The 22,583-nt window shown below is 43.2% G+C and carries 17 protein-coding genes and 1 tRNA gene; 12 read left to right on the plus strand and 6 right to left on the minus strand.

Going from position 1 to position 22,583, the window contains the following annotated elements; genetic code table 11:
• Positions 1-439 precede the first annotated feature (439 nt).
• The 7 genes from NAF19_RS20490 (at position 440) to NAF19_RS20520 (ending at position 13,295) form a co-directional block, all read left to right on the plus strand.
• Positions 440-1,450, plus strand: coding sequence for a winged helix-turn-helix domain-containing protein (locus tag NAF19_RS20490; RefSeq protein WP_252792207.1), 1,011 nt, complete (start codon positions 440-442; stop codon positions 1,448-1,450).
• 6 nt (positions 1,451-1,456) lie between these two features.
• Positions 1,457-3,055, plus strand: a complete 1,599-nt coding sequence (locus NAF19_RS20495) for a solute:sodium symporter family transporter (protein WP_252792208.1) — start codon at positions 1,457-1,459, stop codon at positions 3,053-3,055.
• Positions 3,056-3,383: 328 nt separating this feature from the next.
• The gene (locus tag NAF19_RS20500) at positions 3,384-4,826 is read left to right on the plus strand and encodes a hypothetical protein (RefSeq protein ID WP_252792209.1); all 1,443 of its coding nucleotides are present in this window, start codon (positions 3,384-3,386) and stop codon (positions 4,824-4,826) included.
• 28 nt (positions 4,827-4,854) lie between these two features.
• Positions 4,855-6,912, plus strand: a complete 2,058-nt coding sequence (locus tag NAF19_RS20505) for a hypothetical protein (protein ID WP_252792210.1) — start codon at positions 4,855-4,857, stop codon at positions 6,910-6,912.
• A gap of 243 nt (positions 6,913-7,155) precedes the next feature.
• A complete protein-coding gene (locus NAF19_RS20510; protein ID WP_252792211.1) occupies positions 7,156-10,320 on the plus strand; it encodes a SusC/RagA family TonB-linked outer membrane protein in 3,165 nt (1,054 codons plus the stop codon).
• An 11-nt stretch (positions 10,321-10,331) separates the two neighbouring features.
• Positions 10,332-11,999, plus strand: coding sequence for a RagB/SusD family nutrient uptake outer membrane protein (locus NAF19_RS20515; protein ID WP_252792212.1), 1,668 nt, complete (start codon positions 10,332-10,334; stop codon positions 11,997-11,999).
• A gap of 195 nt (positions 12,000-12,194) precedes the next feature.
• Positions 12,195-13,295, plus strand: coding sequence for a glycoside hydrolase family 27 protein (locus NAF19_RS20520; RefSeq protein WP_252792213.1), 1,101 nt, complete (start codon positions 12,195-12,197; stop codon positions 13,293-13,295).
• 281 nt (positions 13,296-13,576) lie between these two features.
• On the opposite strand, the gene NAF19_RS20525 is transcribed toward NAF19_RS20520, so the two are convergent.
• The 4 genes from NAF19_RS20525 to pyrE form a co-directional block, all read right to left on the minus strand.
• Positions 13,577-13,649: transfer RNA gene (locus NAF19_RS20525), tRNA-Lys, on the minus strand.
• Positions 13,650-13,789: 140 nt separating this feature from the next.
• Positions 13,790-15,418: an ABC-F family ATP-binding cassette domain-containing protein gene (locus NAF19_RS20530; RefSeq protein ID WP_252792214.1), complete on the minus strand. Its 1,629-nt coding sequence runs from the start codon at positions 15,416-15,418 to the stop codon at positions 13,790-13,792.
• Between the two features lie 383 nt (positions 15,419-15,801).
• Positions 15,802-16,200, minus strand: a complete 399-nt coding sequence (locus NAF19_RS20535) for an SRPBCC family protein (protein ID WP_252792215.1) — start codon at positions 16,198-16,200, stop codon at positions 15,802-15,804.
• Between the two features lie 102 nt (positions 16,201-16,302).
• Positions 16,303-16,947 (minus strand): orotate phosphoribosyltransferase, encoded by a 645-nt coding sequence (pyrE, locus tag NAF19_RS20540; RefSeq protein WP_256484402.1) that lies wholly within the window; start codon positions 16,945-16,947, stop codon positions 16,303-16,305.
• Here pyrE and NAF19_RS20545 point away from each other — a divergent pair.
• Positions 16,946-17,572, plus strand: a complete 627-nt coding sequence (locus NAF19_RS20545; RefSeq protein ID WP_252792216.1) for an NUDIX hydrolase — start codon at positions 16,946-16,948, stop codon at positions 17,570-17,572. The two genes, pyrE and NAF19_RS20545, sit on opposite strands and share 2 nt — an antisense overlap.
• 85 nt (positions 17,573-17,657) lie before the next feature.
• On the opposite strand, the gene coaD is transcribed toward NAF19_RS20545, so the two are convergent.
• Positions 17,658-18,119, minus strand: a complete 462-nt coding sequence (gene coaD, locus NAF19_RS20550) for a pantetheine-phosphate adenylyltransferase (RefSeq protein ID WP_252792217.1) — start codon at positions 18,117-18,119, stop codon at positions 17,658-17,660.
• Between the two features lie 164 nt (positions 18,120-18,283).
• On the opposite strand from coaD, the gene NAF19_RS20555 reads away from it, so the two are divergent.
• The 4 genes from NAF19_RS20555 to NAF19_RS20570 are packed head-to-tail and all read left to right on the plus strand — an operon-like array spanning position 18,284 to position 21,839.
• Positions 18,284-19,180 (plus strand): decaprenyl-phosphate phosphoribosyltransferase, encoded by an 897-nt coding sequence (locus tag NAF19_RS20555; RefSeq protein ID WP_252792218.1) that lies wholly within the window; start codon positions 18,284-18,286, stop codon positions 19,178-19,180.
• Positions 19,180-20,517: an FAD-binding oxidoreductase gene (locus tag NAF19_RS20560; RefSeq protein ID WP_252792219.1), complete on the plus strand. Its 1,338-nt coding sequence runs from the start codon at positions 19,180-19,182 to the stop codon at positions 20,515-20,517. The genes NAF19_RS20555 and NAF19_RS20560 overlap by 1 nt, the downstream gene beginning before the upstream one ends.
• Before the next feature lie 6 nt (positions 20,518-20,523).
• Positions 20,524-21,249 (plus strand): SDR family oxidoreductase, encoded by a 726-nt coding sequence (locus NAF19_RS20565; protein WP_252792220.1) that lies wholly within the window; start codon positions 20,524-20,526, stop codon positions 21,247-21,249.
• Positions 21,246-21,839, plus strand: coding sequence for an HAD family hydrolase (locus NAF19_RS20570; RefSeq protein ID WP_252792221.1), 594 nt, complete (start codon positions 21,246-21,248; stop codon positions 21,837-21,839). The genes NAF19_RS20565 and NAF19_RS20570 overlap by 4 nt, the downstream gene beginning before the upstream one ends.
• A 12-nt stretch (positions 21,840-21,851) precedes the next feature.
• Here NAF19_RS20570 and NAF19_RS20575 read toward each other — a convergent pair whose 3' ends face one another.
• Complete coding sequence (locus tag NAF19_RS20575; RefSeq protein ID WP_252792222.1) at positions 21,852-22,574, minus strand: DUF6090 family protein; 723 nt, start codon at positions 22,572-22,574, stop codon at positions 21,852-21,854.
• Positions 22,575-22,583 lie beyond the last annotated feature (9 nt).

Raw genomic sequence — 22,583 nt, forward strand, 5'->3', positions numbered from 1 at the left:
AATCGCCTCCAAATGCGATATGCAGGTCTCCTGCTCGTGATACCTTGCAAGTACTTCTATTATGTTCATTATCATAAAGATACATATTTTAAATGTCTTTTCATAGGCTATTACTCTCCAAAGGAGAGGGTTTTGAAATGGAATTGCTGAGAGCGAAGCTCAAGTCCTCTCCTTTGGAGAGGATTTAGGTGAGGCGAAACGCAAGCCGTTAAGTAAAACAATGTAGATTTATTAGTCCAATTCTTATATCGAACTCACCTAACTTTTAATATCCCAGCGGAGATTTTAGCAGTAATACCATACCGATCAGGCATTTCAATAATCGATTTTGAAATGAATTCAGCAGAAATTTCTTTTGTAACCCCATTTTTACCACTTTTGAAAATATAGATCGGGCGTGCAATCAAATCTGAAATCTGATTTTAGCGCTTTAATATTCATGGGCAGCATTTTTCAAGAGATAAAAAAACTGGGTGAAATACCTTCGTATTCAAAGCATGACAGGTTAGTCCAGGGCATTATTAATGCCATCGACGGCAAGATAGTCACCCAGGAAGAAATGCTTCCTACCGTGAATACCATGATGAAAGAACTCGGGTTTTCGCGGGAAACCATCATCAGGGGCTATAAAGAGCTGATCGAACGGGGTATTGTGGTATCGAAAAACCGGCAAGGGTACTTTGTTGGCGCGGGTAGTACCGACAGGATCATGAACGTTGCTTTGCTGATGTACAATCTTGACACCTTTGAGGAGCAATTCTATCGAAACTTCCGGCATGAAATCGGCCCGAACATAAACCTGAATACTTATTTCCATCATGGCGACATAGAAATATTCGAAACCATTTTATCGCAAATAAAGGGCAAGTACGGCATGTATGTTATTGCGCCGATACCTCATTCAAAAACCAAAGAATTGTTGGAAACTATCCCGCGAAACAAACTGCTGGTTTTTGACCGCTATGAACCATTGGAGGGTGCTTTTAACCATATAACGCAAGAGTTTGCGAACTCATCCTACCAGATATTTTCAAAACTGGCTCCCAGGATACGACAATTTGATGAATTTATTTTTTATCATTCGCCGGTTTCATTAGACCCTAAAGAGATTGTAGAATCATTCAAAAAATTCGTCAAAGATTTTAATATTAAGGGCCGCATTGAAAAAGAATACATCCCTGGTACTGTTAAGAAAGGAAAAGTATATTTCACCCTGGATAACTTTGCCCTTTGGCAAATAATGCGGGATTGTATCAGCAAAAACCTTGAACCCGGAAAAGACCTTGGTGTGCTTTCTTCAAACGATGAACCGGCGAAAGAAATAACAGGCATCACCACCTTCTCCGCAGATTTTGCTGAAATGGGTGTGTTGGCCGGGCGTGCTGTTTTGAAGAAACAGGATATACAATTAACAGTACCAATGCTTCTGTTCACGAGAACTACGCTTTAAAAATACATGGACTGGATAGTTATATCGAGCTTTTTGTTTTTTACTTGCTCGGCGGCCTTCCTTTCGTGGTATAAAGCCCGGAGTAAAAAGCAAATTACTTTAAATAGTTTCTTTCTTGCCGACAGGAACCTCGGATTTTTACTGGTGGGATGCGGGTTGCTTTTTACCAACATCAATACATCGACCATCATAGGCGAGAACGAGCTGGTCTATACACATAACATGACGGTAATGGCGTGGGGGATAACCTCCGTGTTTGCTATGTTACTTGTATCTGAGTTCATTATGCCGATGTATATCCGGCTAGGCATTTCAACTACGCCAGATTTTCTTACAGCGCGATATGGCCACAACGTAGGCAAGATAGTATCCATAATTTTTTTGGCAGGCTACGTAATTAACCTGCTGCCGTCGGTATTATATAGCGGGGCGCTGGGCTTAAACGGGCTGTTCAATTTTTCAGGCGTACTTAAAACTGACTATGGCACCACCATCCTGATCCTGATTTGGGCAATAGGGACAGTGGGCTGTGTGTTTACTATCCTTGGCGGACTAAAAGCCACAACGATATGGGACACGTTCCTCGGCATGGGCCTTTTCGCGGTAGGCCTGGTATTGCCCGTTTTTGGCCTTAAATACCTTGGGCACGGCAGCATACAACATGGTTTAAGTGTTTTATTAACAAACCAAAAAGAACATTTCAACAGCATAGGCTCAGCAACCGACCCTATACCATTTGGCACCCTTTTTACCGGGATGTTACTGGTGAACCTTTATTACTGGGGGACAGAACAATATATTGTTCAACAGGCGCTCGCATCAAAAGATCTCAAAACCTGCCAGAAGGGGATTGCAGTAGCCTGTTTGGGAAAACTAATCTCGCCGATATTTTTGAATATACCGGGCCTTATCGCCGTACCCATCTTCCTCCATATGCATAACACGGCTGAGGTATTTCCAATGCTCGACCGTTTGGTATCCCCGCCAGTTATCTCCGGATTTATAGCCGCCATAATTTTCGGTGCCGCATTAACCACGTTTAACGCAGGGTTGAATAGTTCGAGCACACTATTTATACTGAACGTTTATAAACCATGGCTGGAGAAGCGCCTGCAACCTGCTACGGAAAAAAAACTGATCAGAACTGCTAAGCGCTTCGAGATAATGGTTTGCTTAATTGCCGTTATGGTGGCACCGCTTATTATTTTTGTTAAACATGGCTTTTACACTTATGTGCAAATAGTAAACGGTTTTTTTAATGTACCTATTTTTACCATTATGTTTATAGGGCTTGTGACCAAAAGAGTGCCTGCCCTGGCAGCAAAGGTAGGACTGACGTTTTTTATAGTTTCTTACGGATTAACGCAATTGGTGTTCGACCTCCATGTCCACTTCCTGCACATCCTGGCCATCCTGTTCGTGCTGACCTGCGCCATCATGTTCGTAATCGGCAAATTCTATCCCATGCCGATACCTTATAACCACAAAACAAACAATTTAGTGAGCCTTGAGCCGTGGAAGAATCGCCATTTGTATGCTGGTATACTCATCTTGCTGATGATATTAATGTTTGTCGTCTTTTCCCCATTGGTTCTTGCTAAATAAAATTTGCACATATAAAAGTATTTACCTACTATTGCAAAGTAGACCAGAATAGACCAAGAAAAATATTTACTTTTTGTACTATAAACTAATGCTGGCAATTGAGAAAAACTGTGTTTTGTAGTAACGCGTGACCGGGAACCAGGATCAAACTGCTTACCGGTGTCAAGATGCTTTTAGCCGTGAGATAGCTGGAGGTTAGCTAATTAGTTTCCCCCTGTGTGGTACAGGGGGACTTTTTCGTGGCAGGAGCGTCACAAACCAGGATATATAATAAAAACCGGGGATCAAAATTAGACAGGGGCGATACAAGTAATTCAATTCGTACACAATGAATTTACGTCGATACAAATTAGTTTTTTTTGCGCTGATATTTTATGGCTTTTCAGGTGCATGGGCACAAGTTAGCTTCACATCTTCGGACAAGGAACTTGAACGCGCTTTTACCTGGGCCAGGGAAATGGCGCTGCATTATAAAGGAGCAGAAACAGACCCGGTTGGGCCCTGGTATGAGGCGGCACTACCATCGCGGTATGCATTTTGCATGCGCGATGCCGCGCATCAAAGCATAGGTGCCGAAATACTGGGATTGAGCAGGGAAAACCGGAACATGTTTACATTGTTCGCCAAAAATATTTCTGCAGAAAAAAACTGGTGCTCGTACTGGGAAATCAACAAATGGGGAAAGCCTGCTCCTGCAGATTACAGGAATGATAAAGAATTCTGGTATAACTTACCTGCGAACTTTGACGTGCTTTTTGCAACATGGCGACTCTATCAGTGGACCGGTAACAAACACTATATCAATGATCCGGCATTTATGCGTTTCCAGCAAAAAACTGTCGGGGAATACATTGACACCTGGGTGCTGGCTGCCGATTCTCTGTTAAAAAGACCTGCGCACCTTCATACCCCGATCCCGTATAACGGGAAAGATGATTTTCAAAGCTGCCGGGGGCTGCCGTCGTACTCGGAAGGCATACCAGATATGAAAACCGGTGTCGATCTGGTGGCTGCGCTTTACCGTGGGTTGCAAACCTATGCAGACATACTTGCGTCAAAAGGACAGTACAGTGAAGCGAAAATATACGCCGCGAAAGCAGAGCAATACAGGCAAGCGCTGGAAGCTGATTGGTGGAACAACAAAGAAGCCCGTTATTTTGCTTATTATGGCAGCGACGGCAAGTTCAGTAATGATAATCCGGGACCGTTTCTGCTTTGGTTTGATGCGTTGAAAGACACAGCAAGGGTCAGGGCCAACCTGGCACAAATTGCCGCTACAAACATCAATGTAGAAACCACTTCCTATTTACCCTTTCTTTTTTATAACAACGGTGATTGGGGCACGGCCCGGAAATACATCCTTTACCTTTCGGACCCCGCCACAGCGAGGAGAGAATACCCCGAGGTTTCCTTCGGGGTGATTGAAGGCATTGTGCAAGGTTTAATGGGTATTACTCCTGATTCCCAAAACGGTACCATCAGTACTTTGTTTAAAACAACCAGCGGCGGCTCCGCTTCTGTAAATAATTTACCGGTATTGCAAACGACTGTTAACATCACCCACATTAATGACCATCAGTCGGCCATCACAAATTTAGGGCGTAGGTCTTTTAAATGGAAAGCTATCTTTACGGGGAATTATAAATATGCTGCCGTTAACAATTTATTATTGGCAACAAAGCGGGAAACCGACAAACAAGGTAAAGCTGTTAGTTGGGTACAGGTGGTTGTAAAGCCCGGTAGGCATGTGAAAATTGGTGTTAAACAATAATCAATTCTTAAACGATCAAGAAAAATTAATGAAAATCCTGAAGAAGAAAGCTTTCCTTGCGTTAATACTTTTAATTGTTAGGTTGACAGTATATAGTCAACAAACAACATTACCCGAACAAAAAGACCGTTGGGCTATACAGCCAGATGGGAGTATCACCTGGAATATAAATAACCGGCTGCCACATTCGGACCATATTGAAATGTCCGGCGAAAAAGTTTCTCTTTGGGTTGGTTATCGTGTTGACAGCGCCGGTATCTCCAGCATAACCCGTAAAGTAGTATTTCCGACGTTCCGGATGCTGCCTGATGATACCAGGAGCCATATTGCTTATAACTTCCAGGATAATGAATTGCCGCGGATATACATCGATAACAAACTGCTGAAATTTGAAATTTCACAGCGCGAACAAGGCGGCGATCTTGCATTTGTTGCTAAAAGTATTAACCATCATGGTGTTATGCGAATAATGGCCGAGGCCGGAAAATCAGCCCCGGTAAAAATTGAGCGCGCGTTGTTCCCTTCTGTAGATAAGCCAATGGCTATTGAAAAGTTTATTTTTACCAATACAGGGAGCAAACCGGTAACCGTATCGATGGAGAAATTGTATCGCGCAGTTACAACAGATACGCTCCGCAGTAAGTCATCGCCACATACTGTTGTGATGAAAACAGTGAATGATGGCAGCCGCGTTTTACAGCCCGGCCGGTCTGCTGTTTTTGCTGTGTGCTATTTCGCTACAGACCACCCCGAACAACCATTTCCGGTTGATCCGGGCGCGGAAGAGAATGAAAGGATTAAACGCATAGCCAAAATCCAGTCACCGTTACAATTGGAAACGCCGGACAGTATACTGAATACTGCCTTCGCTTTCGCCAAAATAAGGGCGACGGAAAGTATTTTTAAAACTAAACGGGGTTATCTCCACGGTCCTGGTGGGCTTGAGTATTATGCAGCCATATGGGCAAACGACCAGGCTGAGTACGTTAGCCCGTATTTTGCATTTTCGGGGGATAGCATCGGCACCATGTCAGCAATGAATTGTTACCGGTTATTTGCTAGTTATATGAACCCGGAATACAATGCTTTACCGAGTTCTGTTGTGGCAGAAGGAGATGCGATTTGGAAAGGGGCAGGGGACAGGGGCGACCAGGCTATGATAGCCTATGGTGCTTCGAGGTTTGCACTTACCTATGGTAAAGCCGACTCAGCAAAGGTACTATGGCCGCTCATCAGCTGGTGCCTGGAATATTGCCGCAGGCAAATTAATGATCAGGGTGTTGTCACATCACAAAGTGACGAACTGGAAGGCAGGTTCCCTTCCGGTAAAGCCAACCTGTCTACCAACTGTTTATATTACGATGCCCTGGTTTCTGCGACTATGTTGGCAGGCCAATTGCGGCTACCCAAAAAGCAGATTGAAGATTATAGGGCCAGTGCTTCTGCAATTAAGCTTAACATCGAAAAGTATTTCGGAGCTAATGTTGCGGGCTTCGATACTTACAAGTATTATGAAACTAACAATACGCTGCGCGCCTGGATCTGCGTGCCCCTTGCAATGGGAATTTACGACCGCAGCGAGGGAACCATAGCTGCCCTGTTTTCCCCCCAGCTTTGGACCGCCGACGGTTTGGCGACTGAGGCCGGCAAAGAAACTTTTTGGGACCGGTCCACTTTATATGCGCTTCGCGGTGTATTACAGGCCGGGGCTACCGACCAGGCGATGGACTTTCTTCATTACTACTCCCGCCGGAGGCTTTTGGGCGAACATGTCCCCTATGCTGTTGAGGCCTACCCGGAAGGCAGTCAAAGACATCTTTCAGCAGAAAGCGGCTTGTATTGCAGGATATTTATTGAAGGCCTTTTCGGCATAAGGCCAACAGGGTTCAATAGTTTTAACTGTACGCCCCGACTGCCCAAAAACTGGAAGCAGATGACATTGAGCAATATTCATGCATTCGGGACGGTATTCGATGTGGAAATTGCGAGAATGAACGGCGAAAAAGTAGCCGTTACAATAACAAAGGCGGGCATCGCACATACCGACATCATCAATGATGGTGAAACAGCTAAGATTAAATTATAATAAGGAGCGATCAGCAATATCGACTGACACAAACGATCTGCTTGCACGAAACCAATAAATAACCCAATTATTAACCTAATTATTAAAAACTATGATGAGAAAGATACGAGTATAAAGACAGCCATCGGGTAACCGCAAAGTAAAAAGCCGGAAAGTGTTCGTACCACTGCCCGGCAAGTACCTGGGTTACCATCAACCAATTGAGCAATTGACATAATTTTTTAACCCAAAGTTTTCAAAAATATGAATTTTAATTCGAAAGCTAAGCTTTTGCTATGGCTTTATTTACCTAAAATATTATCCCCCATACCCCTTACTGCGCTGATTATCATCACAGTTTTAACACAAGCAAACGCCGGGACGAATACCCGCCATCCCTTCAGCGGAGCGAAAAAAACACACGAGTCCGGCCCAACCTTCTTAGCAGAAGTTATAAAAATAGAGGGCAAGGTAACCGACGAAAAAGGCGCGACATTGCCGGGCGTTAGCGTGAAGATAAAAGGCTCCGCCAATGGCACCATAACCAACAGCGATGGTAAATACACCATTACCGTACCTAATGAGCAAACCATATTAGTGTTCAGTTATATTGGCTTTAACAGCCAGGAACAAAAAGTTGGCAATTCAACGGTAATCAATATTGTTTTAACGGGCAAAAGCTCCACTTTGAATGAGGTGGTGGTAGTTGCCTATGGCACCCAGAAAAAAGGAAGTGTTATAGGTGCGGTAAGCACCTTAAAAGGCGAAGAAGTACTTCAAAATGCATCGCCTTCTGTTTCTAACTCCTTAGCGGGGCATATACCGGGACTAATCATCAACAACCGCTCGGGCGAACCGGGTAATGATGGCGCAAGTCTTCTAATAAGAGGATTGAATTCCTTTGGCGGAGGCACCGGCCCGCTAATCGTGGTAGATGGGATACCTGACAGGGACCTGAACCGTATTAATCCAGACGATATTGAAAGTGTCACAGTTTTAAAGGACGCGTCAGCCGCTATTTATGGGGTGAGGTCGGCCAATGGCGCCATTTTAATTACAACCAAAAGAGGTAAATCAGGCAAGCCGGTTATCCATTACGACGGTTCATATGGTCTTCAGCAGATAACAAGGCTTACACAACGCGTTAATGCCTGGGAATATATGACCTATTTTAACGAGTTAAACCTTAACCAGGGAAACAGCGCCCCTTATCCGCAAAGCGACATTGATAAATACAAAGCGGGAAACGACCCCAACTACACCAGCACCGATTGGGTGAATGCCGTGTTCAGGAAAAATGCACCCCAAAACAATCATTCCCTTTCGGTACAAGGTGGCGGCGAACAGGTGAAATACTATTTCTCGGTACAATCGCTTGATCAGCAGAGTAATTTGAGAAACAGCGATGAGCGGTTTAAGGAATTCAATATCCGGTCGAACATTGACGCCACCATTTCACAAAACCTGAAAGTTAACCTGGATATTGCCGCCCGTAAGGAAGACAGAAATAGCCCGGTTATCTCCATGTCGCAGATATTGCACGAAGCAGTAAGTATGTACCCTTTCCTGCCGGTATACTGGCAAAACGGGTATGCTGATGCCGGCGTATCAAACGGACGAAACCCGGTAATAATGACCTCACCGGCCGCCGGTTACGATAAAACCAGCAATTACATTTTAAACCCCAAACTTGGTTTTGATTTAAAACTACCCTACATCACCCCTGGCCTGTCAGTAAATGGATACGCTGCATTCGATTATAACTACAGGGCGGAGAAAACCTTCAACCAGCCCTGGGATGCCTACACCTATGATATGACCACCAAAACCTACAACAACCAAAGGAGCGGTACGAGTATTTTGAGCCTTGCGCAGGACGGACGATTAACAAATGAGAACACATACTTCATCAAACTAGCTTATGACCAACAATTTGGCAAGCATACCATTAATGCATTTGCCGGTTTCGAGCAAAATACAACAAATTGGAATGACACTTATGCGTATCGCAGAGACCTGTTAAGTAACCAACTGGATCAGCTTTTCACCGGAAGTGCAGTAGGACAAAATGCGACAGGTTCTGCTTACCAGGATGGTCGTGAAAGCTATTTGGGCAGGGTTGCTTACAGTTATGCCAATAAATACTTAGCTGAAGCAACATTCCGCTACAATGGCTCATTTAACTTCCCTGCCGATAAGCGCTGGGGGTTGTTCCCTGCCGTTTCACTTGGATGGCGAATTTCGGAAGAAGATTTTTTCAAGAATAACTTTAAAGGTATCGATCAGTTAAAATTGCGCGCCTCGTGGGGATTGATGGGTAATGATGCCGTAGCCCAATATTTATATGTAACCCGGTACCAGTTGCAGCAAAGCCCCGAGTACTACAGCTATTTTGGCGACGGCTACACCGAGGCGAAGAACCTGTACCTATCTGCAACACCCAACCCCAATATTACCTGGGAAAAGCAGGATACAAGGAATATAGGCTTTGATGCGGCTTTCTTATCCAATAGGTTAACGGTTAGCTTTGATGCGTTCAGGTTTTTAAGAAAAGACATCCTGGCGCAGCGAAACGCTTCGGTGCCATTGTACACAGGCCTGTCACTTCCAGCTGAAAATATTGGCAAATCGCTAAATCGCGGTATTGATTTTTCTATCAACTACAACGAAACAAAAGGCACGGTCAAATACCACATCGGGGGCAATTTTACTTACGCCAAAAGCAAGATCATTTTCCGCGACGAATCACCTAATATCCCGGCGTGGCAAAAATCAACCGGCTACGCAATCGACTCATGGTTAGTATATCAAACCAAAGGCATCTACCACACACAGGCCGAGGTTGACAATTCTCCGCACATGCCGGGGGTAAAACCTGGCGACCTTTGGATAGTTGACAAAAGCGCCAACGGGCAGATCACCAGTGATGATATGGTGCGGATCCCGGAATCGGCCACGCCAAAGATCATGTACGGAGTTTTGATGGGAGCTGAATACAAAGGTATCGCGCTAAACCTGGTTTGGTCGGGACAGGCCATGGCCAAACAAATGATATTGCCACAACTAGAAGGTTCATTAGCAGCGCCGCCCGCTTGGTTGTATAATGGACGCTGGACTCCACAAAACCCCAATTCACAATATCCGCGGGCTTTTAACTATACGGATCCGCGAAATTCAGTGTATGCCGATTTCTGGTTACGCGATGCTTCATTTATGCGTTTGAAAACCGCAGAACTTTCATATACGCTGCCTGCAAATACGTTCGAAAAATACGGTATCGGTTCGGTAAAGGTGTTTTTTGGGGCCACCAACCTGTTTTCAATTGACGGGTTGAAGAAATACAATGTAGACCCCGAGACCAATAGCATAACAGGGGTTAACTACCCGCAATCGCGCATTTTCAGGTTAGGTTTAAATGTTAATTTATAAAATCGAGATAAATGAAAAATAAAATATTCATCTGTTGTTATATCCTATGTGTTATAATTACTTCCTGCAAAAAGGATGTCTTAAATAAAACGCCGCTTGATTCGTATACCGATCAGTCGGTGTGGAGCGATTTAAGTCTTGCAGAGGCCTTCGCAAACAACTTATACAATGTGCTACCCAATGCTGAACATAACTGGGATAACACAACCAACAGAACATGGGCCTTATCCTCAGCCACTGATGAAGCCTTCAACAAGTTTGATGATTATAATGCATCGGTAATGAACTCTGGTTCACTTACTCCGGACAACCTTGGCGTGTTTGACATTTGGGCGCCAACTTATAAAATCATCCAAAACTGCAACATTTTTTTATCGAAGATAGACAATGTCCCAGGCGACCAGGCACGCCGGAACGGCTTAAAAGGCGAGGTAACCTACCTGAGAGCCTATGCCTATTTCAAGCTGACCAGGGATTATGGTGGCGTTCCATTGATCACCAAACCATTTGACCTGAACAGCGATTTTAAGGCGGCACGTAATAGCTACGATGAATGTTCAAGCTTTATTGCAAGTGAGTTGGATAAGGCTGCCGCATTATTACCTGTACAGCAAGGTTCAGCCAGTTACGGCAGGGCAACGAAAGGGGCCGCGCTTGCATTAAAGTCGACATTGTTACTGTACGCTGCCAGCCCGCAGTGGAACCCAACAAATGATATGGCGAAATGGCAAAAGGCATCTGACGCGGCCAAAGCAGTAATAGATTTGAATGCATTTCAATTATTCAACGGTAATTATGCAGACCTGTTTACCACCAAAAATTCTGAATTGATAATGGTGAGGGAAACAAACAAACAGTACATGTGGAGTGCATTCCAGGGGGTAGAAATGTTTTTATCTCCAAGTGGTTTCCACGGATGGGCCTCATTCGCGCCAAGCCAGAACCTGGTTGATGCATTCGGAACAGCAGACGGAAAGGATGTGAATGACCCTACATCTGGCTATAATCCGCAACATCCATACGTAAACCGCGACCCCCGCTTTTACCAGGATATTGTTTTCGATGGAAGGCCATACGGGCAGCCGGCATTTTGTCAGGACAGGTATGGTGTTGGCAGCACCAATGTTGCCGAGTTTTATGAGGGTGGATTGGACTCGCCGCAGGGATGGGATAAATGGAATAATAGTGTTACGCGTTATACATTCAGAAAATACTGCGACACTACCTATAACTTTAACTCCGAAACCCAAACCAATAAATTCTGGATCATCAGCCGCTTAAGTGAAATTTATTTGAATTATGCAGAAGCCCAGTTTTATCTTGGGAATAACGCAACGGCAATCCAGTATTTGAACTTAATAAGGCAACGGGCGGGCATTAAAAATCCGTTGTCAAGCGCATTGTCAGGCGCGGCCCTTGAAAATAAGATACGGAATGAGAGACAGGTTGAGCTATGCCTGGAGGGACATCGTTACTACGACGTTCGGCGGTGGAAGATTGCTGACGTAACGGAGAATAAACCACTAATGGGTGTGGTAATCACCAAAAATGCCGATGGCAGTAAAACCTATAATTACACCCAGGTGCAAACCCGGACGTTTAAGCCACAACATTACTTGCTACCGATCCCGACAAGCGAAATTAACCGGACAAATCTTGTTCAGAACCCCGGCTATTAATAGCTAATTGAAAAGAATGGTTTGCTTTGCAGGCCATTCTTTTTCATTACAGGTTGGTTCGGGAACCTGCCTGTAATTTTATTTTAACCCAATATTATATAAGCGACTATGCGTAAGTTATTGTTTTTGACACTGTGTATCTTTTGTTGCTCAGTAAAAGCACAAAAGTTTGAAGGATTAGCAAAAAAACCGCCCATGGGGTGGAACAGCTGGAATAAATTTGAATGTAAGATAAATGAAACTATTATCAGGGAAATTGCTGATGCCCTGGTAAGAACCGGCATGAAGGATGCCGGATACGAGTATATCACTGTTGATGACTGCTGGCAGATTGGCCGCGATAGTTTAGGTAATATCCTTGCTGATCCCGAAAGGTTCCCATCGGGGATGAAAAGCCTTGTTGACTATGTTCACTCCAAAGGCTTAAAATTTGGCATTTACTCAGATGCCGGCACCCAAACCTGCCAGGGCAGGCCGGGCAGCCGCGGGTATGAATTCCAGGACGCCAGGACCTATGCCAAATGGGGAGTCGACCTTTTGAAATACGATTGGTGTAATCATGGCAAGCAAAATGCAGAGGCATCATATACCATAATGAGAGATGCCGTTTATAAGGCAGGGCGGCCCATGGTGTTGAGCATTTGTGAGTGGGGCACCAACAAACCATGGGAGTGGGGCGCTTCTATAGGCCACACATGGAGAACAACTGAAGACATCATCAACTGTTTTGACTGCAAGAATAATTGGGGTGGACTTGGCGTATTACAGATCATCGATCTCCAGGTTGAGATAGGAGGATATTCGGGACCCGGTCATTGGAATGATCCTGATATGCTTGAAATTGGTAATGGCGTTTTAACTGCAAATGAGGAGCGCTCGCACATAAGTATGTGGTCGATGTTTTCAGCTCCGCTGATTGCAGGTAACGATATCAGGAATATGTCGGCTCAGACCAATGAGATATTGACCAATAAGGAAGTGCTGGCTATCGACCAGGACAGCCTGGGCATTTCTGCAACAAGATGGATGAAGTATGGCGACCTCGAAATATGGTTCAAGCCCTTGAACGATCATAATTTTGTTTTTTGCTTTTTAAACAGGAGCAATCAACCCGTAACAATCAACCAGGACCTGAAAACAATAATCAAGAATTATAAAGTTGACGGTTCATACAACGTTAGGGACGTTTGGAAACATAAGGACAATGGAACTACGGAAGTTAACATCAAAGGCACTATTGCAGGTCATGATGTGCTTATGCTTAAATTAACAAGGAAGTATTACAGTCGACGATGATCATGGTAAGGCGAATCTTAATTCAAAAGCCGTAAACTTCAATTGTATAGCTGATGATACGAATGAAATTAGTTACGATAAGAATTTAAGGCCCTTTATTCAAGAAAGAAAGATTGATGGGATTGCAGTTGTTTACAAATCAAAATAAATTGAACTATTTTTATTAGCACATATCTATAATGCTATCAAGCTAATAAGTTTCGAACAAATGCATACGTCTCATTGATATTTTTGAAATAAAAAGAAAAGCACAGTAATATTGAGTACTACTGTGCTTTTTGTGACCTGGGAGAGGATCGAACTCTCGACCCACTGATTAAGAGTCAGTTGCTCTACCGGCTGAGCTACCAAGTCATTTATTTTTTCCGGGCTGCAAATATGATGAATTTTTTCGTAGTCCGAAAGTCCGGAAGTCGGAAAACTCCGAAAGTTAATAAAGTATTACTTTTACATTAATTTACTCCGCAATCGGCATTTCGCAATCCGCATTCAAACTACGCCATCGCGTAAAGCTCATCCCTTTGCTTCTGCACTGCATCGCTATTGATGTATTCATCATACGTCATCAGCTTATCAATAGTACCGCCAGGGGTTAACTCGATGATACGATTGGCAACGGTTTGTATCAATTCATGATCCCGTGAGGTAAACAGGATGGTTCCCCTAAAATCCTTCATACCGTTGTTCAACGCAGTGATCGATTCCAAATCAAGGTGATTGGTTGGCTCATCAAACATCAGCAGGTTGGCCGATTGCAGCATCATACGGCTAAACATACAGCGCATTTTTTCGCCACCCGATAGTACATTGCTTTTTTTCAATACTTCCTCGCCGCTGAACAGCATACGGCCCAAAAAGCCGCGGATAAACTGATCGTCTTTTTCACCCGGCGAATATTCGCGTAGCCAATCGATAAGATTATCGTCTTTGCCTTTAAAATATTCGGCGTTATCAATAGGTATATCAGCAGGATTTATGGTTACGCCCCATTTAAATTCGCCTTTATAATCCTTGTCACGGCCTGTTAATATGTTATAGAAAGCAGTGGTAGCAAGACTGTTTTGTGAAAGAACTGCTATTTTGTCGCCTTTATTTACCATCAGGCGGATATCATTAAATAACACCTCGCCGTTTAACGATTTGCTAAGGTGCTCAATCTGCAATATCTGGTCGCCGGCTTCGCGGCCCTGGTTGTTAAAAATAATACCCGGATATTTACGGTTCGACGGTTGAATTTCATCGATGTTTATTTTGTCCAATGCCTTTTTACGGCTGGTTGCCTGTTTTGATTTTGATGCGTTGGCGCTAAATCTGCGGATAAACTCCTGTAATTCCTTTACCCTGTCCTCGGTCTTCTTATTCTGGTCAGAGCGTTGTTTCAGAGCCAATTGGCTCGATTCGTACCAGAAGCTATAGTTGCCGGTATAAATGGTCATCTTGGCAAAGTCGATATCTACCACGTGGGTACAAACAGTATCCAGGAAGTGCCTGTCGTGCGATACTACCAGCACAATAGCCTCATATCCCGCCAGGAAATCTTCCAGCCAGCTTACGGTATGTATATCCAAATCGTTGGTAGGCTCATCCAGCAGCAATATATCAGGTTTACCAAAAAGCGCCTGGGCCAGTAACACACGAACTTTTTGTGTGTTATCAAGGTCTTTTACCAATTGGTAATGAAATTCTTCTTTAATGCCAAGGTTGCTCAATAGGGTAGCGGCGTTGCTTTCCGCGTTCCAGCCATCCATTTCGGCAAATTGGTTTTCCAACTCGCCTGCGCGTTCGCCATCGGCATCGGTAAAATCTTCTTTCAGGTAAATGGCGTCTTTCTCTTTCATCACGGCATACATTTCTTTATGCCCCATCATCACCGTTTCAATTACTGTAAACTCATCAAAAGCGTAGTGGTTTTGGCTCAATACGGCCATGCGTTCGCCAGGGGTAAAGCTTACTGAGCCGCTTGACGGATCAATCTCACCCGAAAGTATCTTTAAAAAAGTTGATTTACCGGCACCGTTAGCGCCAATAATGCCATAGCAATTGCCCTGGGTAAACTTCAGGTTAACGTCTTCAAATAGTGTGCGTTTGCCGTAGCGCAAAGATAAATTAGATACCGTAATCATTCTGCTCCTTTAATTTGCCGCAAAAGTACGGTAAATCTCGATACTTATTAACATCGTGTTATTTATTAGTTGATAAAAATGTTTTAGTCACTGTAACAAACTTATTGCGCCAAGCGTTATATAGTTATTTAGGCGCTAATTTCCACAATAACAAGACGTTAATAATGTGTTAATAAATTTAATAAATTATTATGCGAATATGTTTGGAATTAAGTTTTACCTAACTATATTGTACTAGTTTTTAATCCCTAATTAATAAACTGATATGGTAATTGTAGTAACGTTATTGTTTGTTATTAATGTACTTGCCGTAATTCTTCATTTAAACGCCAAACGGGAGTATTAATGCCCCGGCGCCACGAGTGGAGGAGAACGGTACGGACTTAACTGAACAGAAAAATTAAACTATTGGTTTCGTGTTCGGCAAGCTTTTTGAGTTGGCCGGACACGGCCATTTTCATCATGAAATTCAGCTCGGCTGCTATAGTAAATGTTACTTCGGTGCTGTTACCTGATGATGAAAGTACCCACTTAAGCTCTACATCAAACGGCGGTTTCTCTGCTGGCAATATTTTCACCTCTTTATTTTCCACCCTGCTATCAACTTTTAAACTTAATACAACCATACCGCGCAGGTTGAACCTTGCATCGTTATAGGTTGATTGCCAGTCACTAATATCCTCAGCAGGCATCAGTTGCCGGTGATTGTTCATATCAGCAAGGAAGTTGTAAATTTTATCAACAGGCTGTGGTATTGTTACTGTACTTTCGAAGGTAGTCATTGGTAGAGATTAATGATTAAAGACTGAAGATTAGTTTAACAAGGTTGGAACGAGTGCTGTAGAGTGGCGTCTGCCAACTGCCCACTCGTAACTGCCCACTTGCTATTTCCCCCATTCAGCTGGTTTTTCGCGCCATTTTTTTAATACTTCAACATCAGCTTCTGTAATATAATGGTTGTTGCCTGCATATTTTATAAGCGCGCTGTAATTTGATAAGGTGTAGAAGGGGCAATTTGCCAATTTGAAATTTTCGACTGCTACATCAAATCCATAGGTAAATATAGCAGCAAGGCCGGCCACGTCATAACCAGCGCTGCGCAAAGCTTCAACGGCCTGCAGGCTGCTTTTGCCGGTAGATATTAAATCCTCTATCACAACAACCCTTTTACCTGTTAACGAGGTATCGCCTTCAATCATGCTGCCGGTGCCATGTTCTTTGGGTTTTGAGCGTACATAGATAAATGGCAGCCCCAACTCTTGTGCAACCAGCGCTCCCTGGGGGATACCTGCAGTCGCCACGCCTGCAATGCAGCCAACCGGGCCAAACTCTTCCTGTATAAGGTGAGTTAGCTGTTGCCTTATATAAGTGCGTATGGTTGGGTGCGACAATGTAACCCGGTTATCACAATAAATTGGCGACTTCCAACCGCTGGCCCATGTAAAAGGATTATTAGGTTGTAATTTAATTGCTTTAATTTGCAGCAAGAATTCGGCAACTTGCCCTGCTATCTCAGTATTATCAAACATGGCCCAAAAATACAGAATTTATATTAACGAAAAAGTTATTCTGCTAACAGAGTCGCAACCCAAGAAAAGTAGCGGGTTCAGGCAAATTGACGCGGCTGCGTTTGATTTAAAAATACTTTACACCTGGATTTTAAGCCACCCCGGTGTTTTTTATTATGTGCTTTGCGATGATGCAAAGGTATTTTTGAAAGCCATAAAGAAAAGTGTTCCGTTGATAAAGGCAGCCGGCGGCCTCGTTAAAAACGAAGACGACGAGTTCCTGTTCATTTTCAGAAATAACAAGTGGGACCTCCCCAAAGGGAAAATTGAAAAACAGGAAGGCACCAAAGAGGCTGCCGTGCGCGAGGTAGAAGAGGAGTGTGGCATTAAGGTTAGCAAACTTGATGAACTGGTTTGCAAAACGTATCACTCCTATTTATATAAAGGCGAGGTAGTGCTCAAAAAAACCTGGTGGTTTAATATGCGGTGTCGTGGTCAAAAAAATCTTGTCCCACAAAAAGAGGAAGGCATAACCGATGTGCGCTGGTTTAAAAAAGAAGATATTGGCCCTATAGTTGAAAATACCTTTCCTTCAATTATGGATGTGTTGGTGAAGGAAAAACTGGTTGTGAAAGCTAAGAATTGACGGAAGAGAGAGGCAAGAGGTCAAGAGCCAGGAATCAAGATAAATCTACACGCGATCTTGATTCTTGTGTCCTGACTTCTTGATTCTATAAATATGCGAGTGCTTCTTTCGGAATAAATTGGCTCACATCGCCATTATAGCGCATAATTTCACGAACGATGCTTGAGCTGATGGAGGAATAGCCAGGCTTGCTCACTATAAAGATACTTTCAATTTCAGGGTCGAGCGAATGGTTCATTTGGGCAATTGCCTTTTCATATTCAAAATCGGAAACCGTACGTATACCGCGGATCATGTAGGCCGCATTTATACTTTTGCAAAAGTTAACTGTCAGGCCTTCGTAAGCTACGATATGTATCCGGTCATCAGCCCCAAAAACTGCCCGCAGCATTTGCTCTCTCTTGCCAACGCTAAGTAACCCAGCCTTTGTACTGTTAACACCTATTCCTATGTACACCTTATCGAACAGGCTTACGGAGCGTTTTACTATATCAACGTGTGCTTTTGTAACGGGATCGAACGAGCCGGGAAAAAGGGCGATTTTCATTGTGGCGATTGGTTATATCGCAAAGTTATAAATCATTATTTAATATTATTGATTAAATAGTCTGCCAGTTTAATTAACAATATTTAAGTAAATTGCTTTGCCTTGAATTATCACAATATGCAACTCTTAACTGCGCCAGTCCGTAATAGGCTTAACTTATAACAATGAGATATTATATCAAGCTACTGCGACCAAAAGACTGGGCAAAAAATCTTTTCCTTTTTGTACCCTCGTTTTTTGCCAAACATATTTTTACCAGTTCAAAAATTGTGTTGCTTATAGCGGGTTTTGCAGCATTTTGCTGTATAGCCAGCAGTATTTATATAATCAACGACTATCGGGATATTGAAAACGACCGTAAGCACCCCACGAAATCAAAACGACCGCTTGCCTCGGGCCATGTAAAGCCCTCGCATGCAATTTTGATTTGCATTTTACTGATTATAGTTGGATGCGGGTTCGGCTATATTGCGAATCCGAGTCTTGCGTTTTTGCTGGTGCTTGGGGTGTACTTTACTGTAAACATAGCCTACTCATTCGGCCTCAAAAATGTTGCTATTTTAGATATGCTTTTACTGGCATCCGGGTTTGTCTTCAGGGTAAAAGGCGGGGCCATTATAGCGCATGTTGATAGTTCGGAATGGCTTATTATAATGACCTTCCTGCTAGCGCTGTTTATGGCGATAGGCAAGAGGCGCGACGACGTGTTGCTAAAAGAAGCGTCCGGCACCGATATGCGAAAGTCGGTAAGCAGTTACAGCCTCGAGTACCTGAATGTAATGCTGGGACTATTTAGTGCCATAATAATTGTGGCCTATATCAGCTATACACAATCGCCTAAAACAATACATAGGCTTGGTACATACCGGCTTTACTACTCCAGCGTTTTTGTAATTGCGGGTATTATGCGTTACATGCAGGTTGTTTTTGTAAAGAAAAACTCCGGTTCGCCAACAGACATTTTGTATAAAGACCGCTTTATACAGATAACTATTCTTTTATGGATTTTAAGCGTTTATATAATTTTATATTTGCTACCAAGTACCCCTATTTTTAACTGATGATTAAACCGATAGCAAATTGGGGTAACTACCCGGTTATAGAAAGTAACGAGGAAAGCTTTGTTTTTGACGAGCAACTAGACGAGTTGGTATCAAAAGAACAGCCATTTATTGCCAGGGGAAATGGTCGCTGTTATGGCGACGCCTCGCTGGCGGATAGAACAATCTCGACACTTAAATTCAACAAAATACTTTCATTCGATGCTGCAGCCGGTATTTTTGAGTGCCAGAGTGGTATCACTTTAGATCAAATACTTACTGTTATTGTACCACAAGGCTGGTTTTTGCCCGTAACGCCTGGTACGAAATTTATTACTATAGGAGGGGCCTTAGCCAGCGATGTGCATGGCAAAAATCATCACGTCGACGGATCTATTTCAAACCATGTGCTTGATTTTGATTTGGTGCTGGCATCGGGCGATGTAATTACCTGCTCACGATCTGTAAATCACGATCTTTTTGAGGCTACCTGTGGCGGCATGGGTTTAACCGGTGTTATCAGCCGGGTAAAGTTCAGCCTGAAAAAAATCGAAACATCGTTTATTAAACAAAAACAAATTAAAGCAGCTAACCTGCAGGAGCTGATTGAACTTTTTGATACTTATAAAGACTATACCTATTCAGTAGCCTGGATTGATTGCCTGAAAAGAGGAGAACATTTTGGCCGGAGTATTTTAATGCTGGGCGAGCACGCTTCTGTTAACGAGCTTGGTGAAAACCAAAAATCAAACCCATTAAAACTTCCCGGCAATAAACAAATAACTTTTCCCATTAATATGCCGTCGTGGGTGCTTAACCAGTTTACGGTTAAGGCTTTCAACTTTTTATATTATGGCAAAAACTTCAAAAAGGAGATAAATAACGTGGTTTCGTACGAGCCATTTTTTTACCCGCTTGATAAAGTTTTACACTGGAACAGGCTATACGGTAAAAAAGGGTTTGTACAATACCAGTTTGTACTGCCGCTGGACGCCAAACAAGGGCTAATTGAAATATTAACCCGTATATCCGACGAAGGGCTGGGCTCCTTCCTGGCTGTTTTGAAGGTTTTTGGTAAACAGGAAAGCATGATTTCATTCCCTAAAGAAGGATATACACTGGCGCTTGACTTCCCGGTGCGTGGCAATTTGCTTGCATTTTTGGATGAACTGGACGAATTAGTGCTAAAATATAACGGGCGGCTTTACATGTCGAAAGATGCCCGGATGAAACCGAAAATGCTGGTAGCCGGTTACCCTGAACTGGAGAAGTTCAAAAGCATCGTAAAAAAATATAACCCGTACGGGAAAATAAGGTCGGCACAATCTGACCGTTTACTTTTAACTGATACTAAATAATTATACATGGAAACCGTACTTGTACTGGGTGCAACTTCAGATATTGGCATGGCGATAGCAAAAAAGTTTGCCGCCGCAGGCTATAATATACAACTGGCTGCCCGCAAACCGGAACTGCTTGGGCCGCTAAAGTCTGATATTGAAATACGTTATAAGGTGGCTTGTAGCACTTATGCCTTCGATGCACTCAAATACAACAGCCACGCAGCTTTTTTTGATGCTTTGAAACCGGATGTTACCATCACCATCTTCGGTACCATGTTCGAGGAAGAAGATGCTTTTAACGATTGGTCGCTGGCCGAAACAATGATCAATACCAATTATACGGGTGCTGTATCCATTCTTAACATTGCTGCTAAATACTACATTGCGCAGCAAAAAGGAGCGATTATCGGTATAAGCTCAGTAGCCGGCGACAGGGGCAGGGCCAGTAAACTAATTTATGGCAGCTCGAAGGCTGCTTTCACCGCTTACCTTGCCGGGTTGCGTAATAAATGTTTTAAGGACAATGTACATGTGATGACGGTTAAGCCGGGCTTTGTTTATACCCGCATGACCGAAAATATGCCCTTGCCCAAACCGCTTACATCAACGCCAGAAGAAGTTGCGGATATTGTTTACAACGGTTTTACCAAAAAGAAAAATACCATCTACGTAAAATGGTTTTGGCGGTATATTATGCTCATCATCAAAAATATACCCGAGTTTCAATTTAAAAAGATGAAGCTGTGAAAAAGATAGCTTTTTTTGATTTCGATGGTACCATCACAACCAAGGATACCCTGCTTGAGGTTATAAAGCATCAAAAGGGAAAGCCAAGCTATTATACGGGCTTTTTATTGAACTCGCCGGTGCTTGCGGGGCTTAAGCTGAAGCTGATATCAAACCAAGCAGCTAAGGAATGTATGTTAAAATACTTTTTTAAGGGGATGGATTTCAAATCATTTCAACAAGGTTGTGACAGCTTTATTGACGACATTTTGCCCGCTATCATCCGCCCGGCTGCTGTTGACGAAATCAAGAAGTTGAAAGCAGAAGGTTTTGAAACGGTAGTGGTATCAGCGTCGCCGGAAAATTGGATAAAAAAATGGGCTGATGCAAACGGCCTTGGTTTGATAGCTACCAAACTCCAAACAAAAGGTAATTTATTAACGGGCTATATTGAAGGCATTAACAATAATGGCGACGAAAAGGCAGTGCGGATAAAAGCCAAATTCGACCTTTCGAAGTATGGTGAAATTTATTGTTATGGTGATTCAAGCGGCGATAAGGCCATGCTTGCGTTGGGCACAAAAGCTTTTTATAAGCCGTTCCGGAACTAAGTTCAAAAGCCCTTACTCCCCATATTCCTTTTTAATCTCCTTTTGTATTTTTTGTCCTTGTTTAATCATTCCATCGTAGCCGGCTATTACCGCAGTTGCATAGCTAAGAGAAAACATAACCACCATTTTGCCATGTGGCGACACGATTTTTCGCAATACATCGGTCTCTTTAAAATCCGGCGTTTCAGATGCCGAAAGTAACACGTCTTCTAAACGTGCCTGGTTGGTGTTGAATGCGCTTTCGGAAAAGTCGATAAAAGGAATATCTTCCTGGTAGAGTTTTAAAATATCATTCCGTAACGAATCATTACCAATGGTTTGTATTTTACCGCTCGATTTAAACCCCTCATAGCTTCCGTTCAAGGGGCGGGTGTTTAATTTAGGGATGAAAAGACTTTCCCTAATATTGTTTTTTTCTATGCTATCGATATCTTTAGTCTTATAATGCTGCATCCGGGTATAGGCTTTTACCATATTATCAAGTTCGGCTTTAGCGCGCTTTACCTGGGCCAGTTCGTTTTTAAGATCGGTGCTGAGACCTATTAAAAACTCTTTAGCCTCACCGCGTTCTTTATATTGTTCCCGTGTCCGCTCAATAAAAGCAGCAAACGATACGGCAAAAATTATGATAACAACTTCAATAAGTATTTCTTTAAACTTCTCGCCGAAGCCTTTTTCTTTGTTGCCGGCAATTTTTAACGCCTTTTTGGTGTGCCCCATTATTTCGTGCTCCATACGCTGGTA

The organism is Mucilaginibacter flavidus, assembly GCF_024055575.1.
Classification (GTDB): Bacteria; Bacteroidota; Bacteroidia; order Sphingobacteriales; family Sphingobacteriaceae; genus Mucilaginibacter; species Mucilaginibacter flavidus.